Source organism: Microbacterium sp. AC145 (assembly GCF_979258505.1).
In genome coordinates this window covers 3,036,721-3,050,618 of the sequence record NZ_OZ409859.1, presented here as the reverse complement: position 1 = coordinate 3,050,618, position 13,898 = coordinate 3,036,721, and the positions used below count along the sequence as shown (strand labels likewise).

Genomic DNA, 13,898 nt, shown 5'->3' with positions numbered 1-13,898 from the left:
CGTCTCCGTCCGCCCTGCCGAGGGCCGAATCAGGCCCCGTCGCCGAAGACGATCTCGCCGCCGACGACCGTCGTGGTGACCTGCTGGTCGGCGATCCGCTCGGGCTCGATCTCGTGGAGGTCGTCGCTCAGGGCGATGAAGTCGGCGAGCATGCCGACCTTCAGCGTGCCCTTCTGCTGTTCCTGCCCGACGGCATACGCCGAGCCGTGGGTGTAGGCGCGTATGGCCTCGTCGATGCTCACGCGCTCGCGAGAGCCGAGCACCTCTCCGCTCGAGGTGCGGCGCACCACCATGTCACGCAGCGAGACGAGCGGGTTCGCGTCGGAGATCGGCGAGTCGGTCGATCCGTTGAGCACGATCCCGGCATCCGCCAGCGACTTGACCCGATAGATGTCGTCACGTCGTTCCGCGTCGACCGCCGCCGCCATGCCGTCGCCGAAGTCCGAGACGAAGACTCCCTGCGGCACGGGGATGACGCCGAGTGCCGCGGCGCGGGCGATGTCGGCGTCGCTTGCGAGCGCGAAGTGCTCGATGCGGTGCCGCACGTCGGGCCGGGGTGCGATGCTCTGGGCGTGCTCGATCGCGTCGAGCACATGCGTGATCGCGCGGTCGCCGATCGCGTGGGTCGCGACGGTCCACCCCGCGAGGTGTGCACCGACGATGTAGTCGCGCAGCGCCTCGGGCTCGTGCAGCAGCACCCCGAAGTTGTCGGCCTCGCCGTGGAAGCACGCGTGCATGGCGGCAGAGCGGCCGATGAACGAGCCGTCGGCGACGATCTTCACCGGGCCGACGCTCAGCATGTCGTCGCCGAGGCCGGTGCGGATGCCGAGGTCGAGGCCGAGCATCCGCTTGTCGGGCAGATCGGAGAACGGGTGCAGCACGGTGATGTAGGGCATCAGCGTCGTCCGCACCCGGAGCAGACGCTGCTCGACCGCGGTCTGATAGGCGTGATAGTCGAGGGGGCTGTTGCCGACCATGCGGATCTCGCCGATGCCGGGTTCGGTCACCGAGGTGAGGCCGTAGCTCAGGGCCTGGTCGCTCGCGAGCCCGAGGTTGCGCTGCACCTCGTCGAGGCTCATGGGCCGCACCAGGGCGAAGATCGGGGCCATCGCCGACTCCTGCAGCAGGCCCTGCGGTCGGCCGTCGCCGTCGCGGGGGATGCCGCCGCCGGCGATCTCGGGGAATCCTTCGCGCCGCGAGTAGCCGGCGAGTTCGAAGGCCCGCGTGTTCGCGACCATCATGTGTCCCGAGACGTGTTCGAGGATCACCGGTCGACCGCCCGACACCCGATCGAGCTCCTCGGCCGTGGGGTGGCCCTCGAGGAAGTTCTGGTCGTAGCCGGATCCGCGCACCCAGGCATCCGGTGCCAGTCCTTCGGCATGCACTCGTACCGCCTCGTACAGCTCGGCGAGGGAGTTCACGACGCCGGGGCGCAGGTTCAGCGATGCCAGCCGGAAGCCCGTGAGCGAGAGGTGGTGGTGCGCGTCGTGAAAACCGGGCAGCACGGGCTGGCCGCCGAGATCCACGACGCGACCGGCGTCGACGCCGTGCAGGTCGTCGTCGAAGCCGACGATGCGTCCGTTGAGCGTGCCGATGGTGTGCGCCGTCGGCCGCTCGGGGTCGAGGGTGCGGATGCGGGCGTTGGTGAAGATCGCGTCTACGCGCATGGTCTCTCCGGACTTCGATGACGTGCGGTGGAAGCCCGACCGCCGGCGGGCGGCGGTCGGGCAGCTGTCAGGCGGCGATCAGACGGTGCTGACGGCCGCGGTCTCGGCCTCGACCGTGCGGGTGATCCGGCGCTGCAGGCCCCAGACGCCGGCGATCGTGACGAGGATCATCGCGGCGTAGAAGACGGCGACGCCCCACACACTGCCGCCGCTGGAGTTGAGGATCCACTGGGCGACCAGCGGCGTGGAGCCGCCGAAGACGGTCGCGCACAGCTGATAGGCCAGCGAGACGCCCGAGTAGCGGATGCGCGCGGGGAAGGCCGAGGCCAGCAGGGTCGCGAGCAGCGCGTAGTACGCCGTGCTGCCGATGATCGTCGCGTACAGCGACACGGTGATCCACAGCGGGGATGCCGCCTGGATGGCGAGGAAGTACGGCACCGTCAGCAGCACGCTGAGCACGAGGCCCGCGAGCATGACGCGGGCGATGCCGAGACGCTCGGCGATCTTCGCGGCGATGGGCTGCCAGATGAACTGCAGGATCGCCATGCCCAGCAGGATGTTGAGCATCAGCTGGCGGTCGATGCCGAGCGATCCCGTCGTCCACGCGAGCAGGAAGGTGTTCGAGAAGTAGGCGTTCGAGATTCCCATGACCGAGGCGAGCACGCCGAGCCCGATCAGCAGCGGAGCGGTGCGGAGGGCGACGAGCACCGGGGCGCTCACGACCTCCTTGCTCTCCTTCGCGGCGACGAAGTCGGGGGACTCCTCGACCTTCACACGGATGATGAGTCCGACGATCACGAGGATGGCCGAGACCAGGAACGGGATGCGCCAGCCCCACGTGATGAACTGCTCGTCGGGCAGCAGGCCCACGAGCAGGAACATGAGGGTGGCGAGGATGGAGCCGGCGGGCGAGCCCTGCTGCACCCAGGCCCCGGCGAGGCCCTTCTTCTCGGCTCGGGCGTTCTCGGTCGAGAGCAGCACGGCTCCGCCCCATTCGCCACCGACGGCGAAGCCCTGCAGGCCGCGGAGCGCGACGAGGAGGATCGGAGCGAGCATGCCGATCTGTGCGTAGGTGGGGAGGAGGCCGATCAGAGTGGTCGCGCTGCCCATCAGGATGAGGGTGAGCACGAGCACGTTCTTACGACCGAACTTGTCGCCGAAGTGGCCGAACACCAGACCGCCGACGGGGCGCATCAGGAATCCGACCCAGAAGGTGGCGAACGAGGCGAGGAGGGCGGCGCCGGGCGCGACCTCGGGATAGAAGACGCGGCCGAAGACGAGGGCGGCCGCCGTGCCGAAGATGTAGAAGTCGTACCACTCGATCGCGGTGCCCACGAAGGCACCCACCATCGAACGACGTTGCCGGGCAGTGCTGATGTCAGTGCGCGAGTTGGCCATCGGGAAGGCTCTCTCTGTCGGGGGGAGTCGGGGTGGAGCGGGTGTGCCCATCCTCACCGTCTCGACCCATGCTCGTCCAATGAAGAAAGCGGGTGACGGCATACGCTTTACGTATGTACGGGGAACGCGAGCTCGAAGCCTTCGTCGCAGTCATCGACTGCGGATCGGTGAGTCTGGCCGCAGAACGCCTGATCAGAACCCAGCCGACGGTCTCTCGCCAGATCTCCCTGCTCGAGCGGCAGGTGGGGGCATCTCTCTTCCGACGCATGCCGCACGGGATGGTCAAGACCTATGCCGGCGACCGCCTCGAACCCATGGCCAGAGACCTCGTGCGTCGCGGACGGCGCGCCCGTGAGGTGATGACGGGCATCGTGCTGGAAGAGCGCTCTTTCGTCGCCGCGGCGCCCGAGATGACGAGCGTGCTCGTGCTCGCACCGTTCATCGCGGCCGGGGGGCCGATCTCCGACGTGGTCGTCGCGACCCCGCCCGAGACCTACGATCGGCTTCGCACCGGCGCTGACCTCGCCGTGACGACGAGCGTGCCGGATGCGCGGCTGAGCAGCGTGCGCATCATGACGCTGCCGCTGCTGTGTCAGATGCCGGCGTCGCATCCGCTCGCGGTGCACGAACACCCCGAGCTGCAGGAGATGCTCGCTGCGCCCTTCCTCACCTCGGGTGCGGGGTCGGCCGCCTGGACGCAGATCCAACGGGCCGCCGAGAGCGAGGGGTGGTCGACCGAGATGGCGGGATTCGGCGCCGATGCTCCGATCATCCAGGCGCGCTCATCAGCGGGGCACGGTCCGTGCGTCGTCGTCGAGCCCCCTCGATTCGGCCTGGTCTCGCGCACGCTGCATCACCGCGGCGAGCCGATGCAGTGCGCCCTCTACGCGAGCTGGGAGCGCACGCACTACGCCCGGGAAGACATCCGGGAGGTGGTGGGGCAGCTGGTGGCGTTCGCCGAGGGGCACGTGAGCGGGTTGTACGAGAGGGGAGAGGGCAAGCGCTAGATGCTATAGCATTTGTGCATGACCGCTCCGCTCATCCTCGTCAGCGACTGTGACCTCCCTGGGACCGTCATAGAAGACACCCTCCGCGCCGCGGGACTCCGGGCCGCTCGCGCTGCCTCGTCGCATGCCGACGACATCGCGCGCGCCGGCGCCGAGGCAGAGGGGCTCGTGGTGCAGTGGGCGCCGATCACCGGCGACATCATGGACCGGATGCCGAAGCTGCGGGTGATCAGCCGCATCGGCATCGGCTGCGACATGATCGACGTCGACGCCGCGACCGTTCGCGGCATCGCCGTCGCGAACACCCCGAACTACTGCATCGAAGAGGTGGCCGCGCATACGATCGCGATGATCATGACGCAGGCTCGTGGCCTCCCCGCCTACGACCGCGCTGTGCGGGCGGGCACCTGGAAGGCCGTCGATGCGCGACCGATGGCGGTACGCCCCTCGCGCACGACGGTCTCGGTGCTCGGGTTCGGGCGGATCGGGTCGCTCGTCGCGAGGGGATGCCGAGCGCTCGGGTTCCGCGTGCTGGTGGCCGATCCCTACGCTTCCGTCGACTCCGTGCGCGAGGCTGGATGCGAACCCGTCGCGATCGACGACGCTGTCGCCCGGGCTGACATCCTCACCCTGCACGTGCCGCTGACCGATGCCACCCGTCATCTGATCGATGCGGCCGCGCTCGCCACGATGAAGCCGGGTGCGGTCGTCGTCAACACGTGCCGGGGGCCGCTGATCGACGAGACGGCCCTGGCCGACTCTCTGCGCTCAGGTCATCTCGGTGCCGCCGCACTCGACGTGTTCGACGGCGAACCCCTCACCCCCGACTCGCCCCTGCGCGATCTGGACGACGTGCTGCTGACCCCGCATGCCGCATGGTTCTCGCCCGAGGCGCTCGCCGACCTGCCCGTGCACGCGGCAGAGAACATCATCCGTCACCTCGCCGGCGAATCGATCCCCCTGCTGAACTCCGCTTACGCCGACGCGCGCTGAGCGGCCTCCGCCCTGTTCCGAAAGGCATCCATGGAAATTCTGCGACTCGGCCCCCGCGGCGACGAGCGACCCTTCGTGCGGGAGTCGGGCGTCACCTATGACCTCTCCCCGCTGACCGCCGAGATCGACGGCGCGTTCCTCGCCTCCGACGGCATCCGCCGGGCTCGTGCGGCGCTCGCCGCCGGCGAACTGCCCGTCGCCGATGTCGACGGGCAGCGCATCGGGGCGCCTGTCGCGCGACCTTCGGCTGTCATCTGCATCGGCATGAACTACGCCGCGCACGCCGCGGAGTCCGGTGCTCTGCCGCCCGAGCATCCGGTCGTGTTCTTCAAGCATCCGAACACGGTGGTGGGCCCGGATGACGTCGTGCTGCTGCCGCCGGGCGCCGACAAGGTCGACTGGGAGGTGGAGCTCGCGGTGGTCATCGGCCGCACGGCCCGCTACCTGCCGTCGGCCGAGGCGGCGCGTGAGGTGATCGCCGGCTACACAGTGTCGAACGACGTGTCCGAGCGCGCGTTCCAGATCGAGGTGTCCGGCGGTCAGTGGTCGAAGGGCAAGTGCGCGGAGACGTTCAATCCGCTGGGCCCGGCGCTGATCCCCGCCGACGAGATCGATCCGCAGGGCCTGCGACTGCGATCGAGCGTGAACGGCTCGCCGAGGCAGGACTCGTCGACCGCCGACATGATCTTCCCCGTGTACGAGCTGATCCGCGATCTCAGCCAGTACATGGTGCTCGAGCCGGGAGACGTGGTCAACACCGGCACGCCGCAGGGGGTGGCGCTGTCCGGACGATTCCCATATCTCGTCGACGGCGACGAGATGCGCATCGAGATCGACGGTCTCGGCGCGCAGACGCAGCGCGTCGAGAGGGGCACCCTGGTCTGACCGAACGCCTCGAACGCGTCAGCCGGCGAAGGGCGTCAGCCGGCGAAGGGCGTCAGTGCGAGGCCGCGGATGCCGGGGCTGACGGCGAACAGCGAACCCGCCTCGGTGCCGTGGTCGGCGCCGAGTCCCTGTGCCGAGGTCGTGATGTAGAGCGTCGCCAGGTCGTTTCCGCCGAACGTGCATGCGGTCACCTGTGGAACCGGCAGGTCGATGCGAGCGATCTGCGTGCCGTCCGGCGCGTATCCGTGCACGGCCCCGCCACCCCAGAGTGCGACCCAGACCGAGCCGTCGGCGGCGACGGTCAGCCCGTCCGGCAGACCCTGACCGTCGGGGATCGTGACGAACGGGCGCCGGTTCGCGAGTGCGCCGGCCTCGGCATCGAACACGTCGATGCGTGCGGTGACCGTATCGACGTAGTACGCAAGGCGGTGATCGGGGGCGAAGCCGACGCCGTTCGAGCACTCCACCCCGGTGAGCACCTCGGTCGGCGTCAGGTCGGGGCCGAGCCGAAGCACGCGCCCCACCCTGCCGGCACCGTCGAGGGCCATGGACCCTGCCAGCAGGCGCCCCTGCGGATCCACAGTGCCGTCGTTGAAGCGAGCGGAACCCAGGTCGAATGTCGCGGCGATGCGGGCAGGTCCGTCAGCGGAATCCGCGAGGTGCACACGACTAGCGCCCATCGCGATGAAGCCGCCGCCTGCCCGTGGGCGTACGAACGCGGCGTACTCGTCGTCGAGGTGCAGGCGGTGGATGCCGTCGTCGCGCAGCGTCACCAGGTCGGCCGCATCGCCGTCGACCCAGCGCAGTCCACCCCAGGCGGTCGACCATGCGGGTGCTTCGGCGTGCACGCAGATCGGGCCGGTCACGTTCTCGGGTGTCACGACGCCTCGTCTGCTCGGCGCAGCGGCATCCGCCCCGGCTCCGGGGTGCTCTCCGGTCCCGTTTCCGCTGACGGCGTCGCCTCTCGAGTCGGCGCTGTCAGCTCCCGCGCGACCTGCTTCTCGAGCACCTGCACCGCCTCGTCGCTGAGCAGGATGAGTCCTTCGAGTTCATCGCGCACGCGCCGGTAGGCGACGTTGCGCTCGGCCTGGGTGGCCGACTCGTCGACCGCGACCTTGAGCAGCTGCTGCGCGCGATCGAGGCGCTTGCGCTCGGGCTCGGTGAAGGTCGAGTCGCGCAGGCGCCGGGCATCCTTCTCGGCGATCTCGAAAGCCACGGCGTAGGCGCCCACCGCGTCGAGATACTCCGACACCTGGCGTTCGGAGACGGACGAATCGGCGGACGGCGGTCGCAGCGCATCCGCCGTCTTCTTCGCCCGCAGGAACGCGGCGACCAGCGGCTGGCGTCCGTCGCTCATGGCCGGATACGCGATCAGCTTGGCGACGTCGAGCTCGTAGTCGAGCCAGCGCGCGGTGATCTCGTCGTGCTCGGAGAACAGTCGCTCGAGCAGGGCGTTCGGGGCGACGGATGCCGTCGTGTCGAGGATCACGGGGCCGGGATGCAACGTCTTGCCGCGAGCCTCGAGCTGGGCGGCCTTGATCTCGGCCTTGAGGCGCAGGGTCTCGATGCGTCGTTCATGGCGGCGCTTCGAGCTGCTCTCCCAGGCCTTCGCGGCGCCGCCGGCCATGCCCATGATGGGGAACACGAGCCACCAGTAGTCGCCTGCGAAGTTCCAGAACCCCCGGATGAACTCGTCCATGATGCCCTCAGCCTACTTCTCGGGCTTCGCGGTGTCGTGGGTCACCCGGGCCCGGGCTTCAGGCCCGAGCACAGGTTCGGAGTTCGCCGCCGACACGCCGGGTCGGGCGACCCGGACCCGGCGTGTCCCGGCATCCGCTCCGAAGCTGTGCCCGTGACGGAGCCGGGCTCAGCCGCGCTCAGCCGGGCTCAGCCGCGCTGAGCGCGCTCGACCAGGGCGACGAGCTCGGCGCGCGGCAGCGGGAAGCCGTCGAGGCGGCCGACGGGGAAGTTGCCGAGCATCTTGAGCATCTCGTTGCCTTCTGCGCCGAACTTCTCGTCGATGACGGCACCGAACTCCGCACCGACCACCGGGTCGCCGAGCAGCTCTTCGAACGATGAGCCGAGAGTGATCGGCAGCACGACCTCGTCGCCCGTGACGGCGACCGTCGTGCGTGCCCGCAGGTCGCGGCTCGACGATCCGACCTCGATCACGTACTCACCGTTCTCGACGATCCATGCGTCGACGCGGGTGTCCCAGTAGGCCAGCTCGGCGCGGCGCAGGCGCAGTTCGACTTGTGCGGTCTCGCCGGCCTCGATCAGCACCGAGGCGAAGGCCTTGAGCTCGCGCGGCGCGCGCTGCACCGACGATCCGGGCAGGCTCGAATACGCCTGCACGACCTCGCGGCCGGCGACGGATCCGGTGTTCGTGACCGGCACCGAGACGATGACATCGCCCGAGGCGTCGACCGATGCGGTCGCGTCGCCGTACGAGAACGTCGTGTACGACAGGCCGTGACCGAACGGGTAGGCGACCGCCATGCGGCGCGCGTCGTACCAGCGGTATCCGACCAGCAGCCCCTCGCCGTACACGGAGTGGCCGTGCTCGCCGGGGAAGCTGCCGAAGGCGGGAGTGTCTTCGAGGCGCAGCGGGATGGTCTCGGCCAGGCGACCCGACGGGTTCACGACGCCGAACAGCACGTCGGCGGTGCCGCCACCGCCGGCCTGGCCGAGCAGCCAGGCCTCGACGATCGCGGGCACGCGGTCGGCGAAGGGCAGCGCCACGACGCCACCGTTCGAGAGCACGACGACAGCGTTCGGGTTCGCCTCGAGAACGGCGTCGAGCAGCTCGAGCTGGGCTGCGGGCAGGTCGATGTGCTCGCGGTCGAAGCCCTCGGACTCCTCGTGCGCGGGCACGCCGAGGAAGACCACGGCGACGGCGGCGGCCGATGCGGCGGCCACGGCCTCGTCACGCAGCGCCGCTGCGTCGGTGGCGGCGTCGGCATCCGCGTCGGTCCCGATCGTGTACCCGGCGGCGAACGAGACGTCGGCGCCGCTGAGTGCGCGGATCTCGTCGATCGCGGTGTCGATGCGGGTCGGGTTGATCTGCGACGATCCGGCGCCCTGGAAACGCGGGGTGCGGGCGAACTCGCCGATCACGGCGAGCGACGTGGTCGGCTGCAGGGGCAGGATGCCGCCCTCGTTGCGCAGCAGCACGATCGAGCGTCCGGCGACCTCGCGGGCCAGCGCGTGGTGCGCGTCGACATCGAGCGGACCGGATGCCGCGGGGCGCGCCTGCGCCTTGCGGGTCAGGTCGACGAGACGGTCGACCACCGTGTCGAGATCGGACTCGGCGAGGCTGCCATCCTGCACGGCGGCGACGATCTCGGCATCCGTCCGTCCGCCCGACGAGGGCATCTCGAGGTCCATGCCGGCGACGAGGCCGGTGACGCGGTCGTTCACCGCGCCCCAGTCCGAGACCACGATGCCCTCGAAGCCCCACTCGTCACGCAGCACGGTCGTGAGCAGCCACGGGTCTTCCGAGGCGTAGACGCCGTTGATGCGGTTGTACGAGCACATGACGGTCCAGGGCTGGGCGTCTTCGACGACCCGCTGGAATCCGCGCAGGTAGATCTCGCGCAGCGTGCGCGGGTCGACGTCGCTCGAGACGCGCAGACGGTCGGTCTCCTGGTTGTTCACGGCGAAGTGCTTGAGCGACGAGCCGACGCCCTGCGACTGGATGCCGCGCACGAGTCCCGCGCCCATCGCACCCGAGACGATCGGGTCTTCGGACATGTACTCGAAGTTGCGTCCGCAGAGCGGCGAGCGCTTGATGTTGATGCCGGGGCCGAGGATGACCGCGACGTCTTCGATCGCCGACTCGACGCCGAGAGCCACGCCGACGCGCTCGGCGAGCGCGGGGTCGAAGGTCGCCGAGAGTCCGACGGCGGGCGGGAAGCAGGTGGCGGGCACGCTGCCGGCGAGGCCGAGGTGGTCGGTGGCGCCGCCCTGCTTGCGCAGGCCGTGAGGGCCGTCGGTCAGCATGAGCGAGGGGATGCCGACGCGATCGACGCTCTTGGTGGTCCAGAAGTCGGCCCCGCTGGTGAGCGACGCCTTCTCGTCGAGGGTGAGGTCCTGGGCGCTCGCGCCGGTGGGCTCGGACATGTGATTCCTCTCGCCGTTGAGTCGGTTCCGTGCCGCATCGGATGGTGCGGAGTCCGCTCGAATGTGAAAACTTTATCTCCTTAGATTTTCGCACACAAGCCGCCGCCGTCATCGGAAAAGAAATCTGTTGCGCTGAAAACCTGAAAGGTCTAGGTTTTCAGCCACGGGAGCGAAATACCGGCGTCGCAGCGTAGCGATGCCTTCGGACTCCCACCGGCCGAAGGAGGCAGGTATGAGCGGTTCCGCAGCGGGTATGCCGTCGGGAATGACGACGGCGACGGCAGTCGCACGCGAGCATCACTGGTTCAAGGAACCGACCGAACCGGCGAAGAAGGGCTATGTCGCCTGGCTGCTCATCGCGCAGCTGGTGTTCTTCATCGCACTGCTCGGCCCCGCGATCGTCGGCATCGGCATCAAGATCCAGTCGCTGGTGGCGGCCGGAGTGATCCCGGAGAACGGTGCCACGGGTGCGGCGGCTGTGCTCGGAGGCGTCGGAGCGCTGTTCGCGACGCTCGCGAACGTCGTATTCGGGCGGGTCTCCGATCGCACGACGAGCAAGTGGGGACGCCGACGCATCTGGATCGTGCTCGGCACGGTCATCATGACGGTGGCGTTCCTCATCATGGCGCTCGCGCCGAGCCTGCTCGTCGCGACGATCGGCTGGGCGCTCGCTCAGCTCGGCGCCAACATGACCTTCGCCCCGTTCGTCGCCACCGTCGCCGACCAGGTGCCGAAGTTCCAGCGCGGAACCATCACCGCGTCACTCGGCATCGCGCAGAACGTCGGCATCCTCGGCGGCACCTATGTCGCCCAGTACTTCGTGAACGATCTGGTGATCATGTTCGTCGCGCCGTCGGTCCTCGCGATCATCGTGATGGTCGTGTTCGTGATCGTCCTTCCCGACAAGGTGCTGCCGACGAAGCCTCCTCGGGCAACCTTCCGGGACTGGTGGGAGACGTTCTGGGTCAGCCCGGTGCAGCACCCCGACTATGCCCTCGCGTGGTGGTCGCGATTCCTCATCACGTTCGCGAGCTTCGGCTTCACGACCTTCCGCTACTTCTATCTGCTGAACCACGTCGGAGTGGAAGAGGTCGACATCCCCGCGGTGATCTCGACGAGCGTGCTGATCTACACCGTCGCCCTCGTCGTGGTCAGCATCGTCGCGGGAAGGCTGTCGGACAAGCTCGGGCGTCGCAAGGTCTTCGTCTGGAGCTCGACCGTTCTGTTCGCAGCGGGAACCGTCGGTCTCATCTTCGTGCAGGACATCACCGCCTTCTACATCCTCGAGGCCTTCATGGGCATCGCCTACGGCATGTACGTCGGCGTCGACCTGGCGCTCGTCGTCGATGTGCTGCCCAACCCGGATGATGCCGGCAAGGACCTCGGTGTCTTCAACATCGCCAACGCCCTGCCGCAGACGTTCGCACCGCTCGTCGGCGGGATCATCGTCTACCTCGGCAGCGAGAACGGCAGCAACTACGGGTTGTGGTTCTCGATATGCGGGGTGTTGGCGCTGATAGGCGCGGTCGTGATCTTCCCGATCAAGAGCGTGAAGTAGCTGGGGCGAGAGGTGGGGCCGGATGCTCGGGGGAGTCGTCCGGCTCCCACCTCTCGCTGCCGGAGCCATTCATCGGATTCTCCTAGACTGACGTGATGACTCGACGGGGACAGTACGCGAAGGGCGCGGCGAAGCGAGCCGAGATCCTCGCGGTCGCGCTCGAGGTCGTCGCCGAACAGGGCACCCGCAAGTCGTCCAATCGCGAGATCGCTTCTCGGGTCGGGCTCACGCAACCGGGCCTCATGCACTACTTCCGTACCCGAGAAGACCTCTTCGTCGAGGTGCTCAGGGCGCGGGATGCGCGTGACCACGAGCAGTACTACTCGGCCGACCACGGGTTTCAGAGCTTTCTCGACGTGATCGCCCACAACGCCACCGTGCCAGGACTCGTGCGACTCTATGTCGAGTACTCGGCCGAGGCGACGATCGAGGGACACGCGGCGCGGGCGTTCTTCGAGGAACGCTTCCGATGGGTGCGAACCCTCATGGTCGAAGCGATCGAGGTCGAGCAGGCGGCCGAGCGGATGGGGCCCGACGTCGACGCACCGTACGCTGCCGACCTGATCATCGCCGCCGCCGACGGACTCCAGGTGCAGTGGCTGCTCGACCCGTCGATCGACATGGCGGCTCGGCTGGGTCGGCTGTGGGACGGCATCCGCGCGGCATCCTGGGCACCCGTCGGGGCCTGACCCCGGGCCGGCCCTGCCTCAGAGACCGAGCTTCTCGGCGCACGCGACGCAGTGCGTGGCGAACGGGCGCACTTCGAGGCGCCCTGCCGGAATCGGCCGGCCGCAGTTCGCGCAGACGCCGTAGGTGTCGGCATCCAATCGTGCGATCGCGTCGTCGACCTGCTGGAGTTCGGATGCCGCGGCTTCGGCGAGCCCTGTCAGCCGGGACCACTCCGATGAGAGCGTGACGCCCTCGGGGTCGTGCTCGTCGTCGTCGTTCGAACCCTCGCGGTCGTGCATCAGCTCGGCGAGGGTCGCCCCTGTCGCGGCGACCCGGGCCGCCGCCTCGGCGCGCAGCAGCGCGAGGCGAGAGCGGGCATCCGACGTCATCCGCACACTCTAGGCCGCGGCTCCGACATCCGGTCTCGGCTCGGTGGGGCGGTCGCCCGGGGAGAGGGCACTCGGGATCACATCTGCAGGTCCAGAACACACGTGCAGGTCGGGAAGCCGGTTTCTCGGCATGCATTCGTGATCTGAGCATGCATGTGTGCGCGCAACCCCGAACCACCGTCACCAGTCGTTCATCCAGCGTTCCTTTTCGAGTACGGCGGTCTCGTAATTGCCTGTCACCTTCGCGAGTTGGAATACTCCTGTTCTCGGAATTCGGGAACGTCTCCTCCCGAAAGGTCATCATGCGCCGCTTCACCCTGCCCGCCGTCGGCCTCCTCGGCGTCGCCGCCCTCGCCCTGACCGGCTGCCAGAGCCCGTCCGCCGAAGCGGCTCCCGCCGACCCGAATGCTCCGATCACGATCGCCACGCTTCCCGTCGGAGACGACCCCACCGCCGAGAACCCGATCGAGGTCTTCGCCGAGCTCCTCGAGGAGTCCACCGGCCGCGACGTCGAGATCACCGACGTGCCCGACTATCTCAGCGTCGTCGAGGCGATCCGCGCCGACCACGTCGACATCGGCATCATGAGCGGCTTCCCGTCGGCGCTGGCCGTGAACACGGGGGAAGTCGACGCACTCGTCGCGTTCCAGGGTGACGGCAAGCCCGTCTCGACCTGTGTCGTGCTCAACGACTCGCCGATTCAGACCGTCGAGGACCTCGAGGGCAAGACGGTCGCTTTCGCCGACCAGGCATCCAGCTCGGGGTATTTCATGCCGGTGTACATGCTGCACGAGGCCGGCCTCGAGCAGGGCACCGACTACGAGGCGATCTTCGCCGGCGGACACGAGGGCAGCTTCGCGGCGCTCGAGCAGGGACAGGTGGATGCCGCCTGCACCGCCGTCATGCTCACCGAGCTCGGGGCGCCGATGTTCCCGTTCGCCGATGGGGAATGGCGTGCGGTCGGCGAGAGCCCGGCGATGGACATCCAGGGCGCGGTGCTCGGCCGCCAGTCGCTCGACGCCGAGACCCGCAAGGTCATCCAGGAGGGCATCGCCGAGGTGTTCTCGCCCGAGAACGCCGAAGCTCTCGGAGCCTACGGCGCCTTCGCGGCGGCACCGCAGACGGTCGACCCCGACGGATCGTCGTTCGAGTCCTTCGCCGAGATCGCCGCTGTCGCCGGCGTCGAGCTCAAGGACCTGAAGTGACGAGT

Annotated in this window: 12 protein-coding genes; 6 read left to right on the top strand and 6 right to left on the bottom strand. The window is 68.8% G+C overall.

What is annotated here, in order from left to right; translation table 11 throughout:
* Window positions 1-29 precede the first annotated feature (29 nt).
* Both ACZZZN_RS14620 and ACZZZN_RS14615 read right to left on the bottom strand, forming a co-directional pair.
* Window positions 30-1,667: an amidohydrolase gene (locus tag ACZZZN_RS14620; protein WP_463505866.1), complete on the bottom strand. Its 1,638-nt coding sequence runs from the start codon at window positions 1,665-1,667 to the stop codon at window positions 30-32.
* Between the two features lie 78 nt (window positions 1,668-1,745).
* Window positions 1,746-3,017 carry an MFS transporter gene (locus tag ACZZZN_RS14615; RefSeq protein ID WP_463505865.1) on the bottom strand — a complete coding sequence of 424 codons (1,272 nt, stop codon included), beginning with the start codon at window positions 3,015-3,017 and terminating at the stop codon, window positions 1,746-1,748.
* A gap of 161 nt (window positions 3,018-3,178) precedes the next feature.
* Between ACZZZN_RS14615 and ACZZZN_RS14610 the strand changes: the two genes are divergently transcribed.
* Genes ACZZZN_RS14610 through ACZZZN_RS14600 form a run of 3 tightly spaced genes read left to right on the top strand, consistent with a single transcriptional unit; the run spans window position 3,179 to window position 5,950 of the window.
* Window positions 3,179-4,072: a LysR family transcriptional regulator gene (locus ACZZZN_RS14610; RefSeq protein WP_463505864.1), complete on the top strand. Its 894-nt coding sequence runs from the start codon at window positions 3,179-3,181 to the stop codon at window positions 4,070-4,072.
* 18 nt (window positions 4,073-4,090) lie between these two features.
* Entirely contained in the window at window positions 4,091-5,065 is a 975-nt protein-coding gene (locus ACZZZN_RS14605) for a C-terminal binding protein (protein ID WP_463505863.1), read from the top strand.
* Window positions 5,066-5,095: 30 nt separating this feature from the next.
* A complete protein-coding gene (locus ACZZZN_RS14600; protein ID WP_463505862.1) occupies window positions 5,096-5,950 on the top strand; it encodes a fumarylacetoacetate hydrolase family protein in 855 nt (284 codons plus the stop codon).
* Window positions 5,951-5,985: 35 nt separating this feature from the next.
* On the opposite strand, the gene ACZZZN_RS14595 is transcribed toward ACZZZN_RS14600, so the two are convergent.
* From ACZZZN_RS14595 to ACZZZN_RS14585, 3 genes are all read right to left on the bottom strand, one after another.
* A complete protein-coding gene (locus tag ACZZZN_RS14595) occupies window positions 5,986-6,831 on the bottom strand; it encodes an SMP-30/gluconolactonase/LRE family protein (RefSeq protein WP_463505861.1) in 846 nt (281 codons plus the stop codon).
* The gene (locus ACZZZN_RS14590) at window positions 6,828-7,649 is read right to left on the bottom strand and encodes a hypothetical protein (RefSeq protein WP_463505860.1); all 822 of its coding nucleotides are present in this window, start codon (window positions 7,647-7,649) and stop codon (window positions 6,828-6,830) included. The genes ACZZZN_RS14595 and ACZZZN_RS14590 overlap by 4 nt, the downstream gene beginning before the upstream one ends.
* A 188-nt stretch (window positions 7,650-7,837) precedes the next feature.
* Window positions 7,838-10,072, bottom strand: a complete 2,235-nt coding sequence (locus tag ACZZZN_RS14585) for a glycoside hydrolase family 3 C-terminal domain-containing protein (protein WP_463505859.1) — start codon at window positions 10,070-10,072, stop codon at window positions 7,838-7,840.
* A gap of 232 nt (window positions 10,073-10,304) precedes the next feature.
* Between ACZZZN_RS14585 and ACZZZN_RS14580 the strand changes: the two genes are divergently transcribed.
* A complete protein-coding gene (locus ACZZZN_RS14580; protein WP_463505858.1) occupies window positions 10,305-11,630 on the top strand; it encodes an MFS transporter in 1,326 nt (441 codons plus the stop codon).
* Between the two features lie 95 nt (window positions 11,631-11,725).
* Complete coding sequence (locus tag ACZZZN_RS14575; protein WP_463505857.1) at window positions 11,726-12,319, top strand: TetR/AcrR family transcriptional regulator; 594 nt, start codon at window positions 11,726-11,728, stop codon at window positions 12,317-12,319.
* An 18-nt stretch (window positions 12,320-12,337) separates the two neighbouring features.
* Here the strand turns inward: ACZZZN_RS14575 and ACZZZN_RS14570 are convergent, their stop codons facing one another.
* Window positions 12,338-12,688 (bottom strand): TraR/DksA family transcriptional regulator, encoded by a 351-nt coding sequence (locus ACZZZN_RS14570; protein WP_463505856.1) that lies wholly within the window; start codon window positions 12,686-12,688, stop codon window positions 12,338-12,340.
* 302 nt (window positions 12,689-12,990) lie between these two features.
* Here ACZZZN_RS14570 and phnD point away from each other — a divergent pair, with 302 nt between their 5' ends.
* Window positions 12,991-13,893: a phosphate/phosphite/phosphonate ABC transporter substrate-binding protein gene (gene phnD / locus ACZZZN_RS14565; RefSeq protein WP_463505855.1), complete on the top strand. Its 903-nt coding sequence runs from the start codon at window positions 12,991-12,993 to the stop codon at window positions 13,891-13,893.
* The last annotated feature ends 5 nt before the right edge of the window (window positions 13,894-13,898 follow it).

What these genes read in the sequence shown, in the direction of transcription:
- ACZZZN_RS14590 (WP_463505860.1), bottom strand. Translation starts at nt 7,649, where the DNA reads ATGGACGAGTTCATCCGGGGGTTCTGGAACTTCGCAGGCGACTACTGG.
- phnD (WP_463505855.1), top strand. Translation starts at nt 12,991, where the DNA reads ATGCGCCGCTTCACCCTGCCCGCCGTCGGCCTCCTCGGCGTCGCCGCC.
- ACZZZN_RS14600 (WP_463505862.1), top strand. Translation starts at nt 5,096, where the DNA reads ATGGAAATTCTGCGACTCGGCCCCCGCGGCGACGAGCGACCCTTCGTG.
- ACZZZN_RS14620 (WP_463505866.1), bottom strand. Translation starts at nt 1,667, where the DNA reads ATGCGCGTAGACGCGATCTTCACCAACGCCCGCATCCGCACCCTCGAC.
- ACZZZN_RS14575 (WP_463505857.1), top strand. Translation starts at nt 11,726, where the DNA reads ATGACTCGACGGGGACAGTACGCGAAGGGCGCGGCGAAGCGAGCCGAG.
- ACZZZN_RS14605 (WP_463505863.1), top strand. Translation starts at nt 4,091, where the DNA reads ATGACCGCTCCGCTCATCCTCGTCAGCGACTGTGACCTCCCTGGGACC.
- ACZZZN_RS14570 (WP_463505856.1), bottom strand. Translation starts at nt 12,688, where the DNA reads ATGACGTCGGATGCCCGCTCTCGCCTCGCGCTGCTGCGCGCCGAGGCG.
- ACZZZN_RS14615 (WP_463505865.1), bottom strand. Translation starts at nt 3,017, where the DNA reads ATGGTGGGTGCCTTCGTGGGCACCGCGATCGAGTGGTACGACTTCTAC.
- ACZZZN_RS14610 (WP_463505864.1), top strand. Translation starts at nt 3,179, where the DNA reads ATGTACGGGGAACGCGAGCTCGAAGCCTTCGTCGCAGTCATCGACTGC.
- ACZZZN_RS14585 (WP_463505859.1), bottom strand. Translation starts at nt 10,072, where the DNA reads ATGTCCGAGCCCACCGGCGCGAGCGCCCAGGACCTCACCCTCGACGAG.
- ACZZZN_RS14580 (WP_463505858.1), top strand. Translation starts at nt 10,305, where the DNA reads ATGAGCGGTTCCGCAGCGGGTATGCCGTCGGGAATGACGACGGCGACG.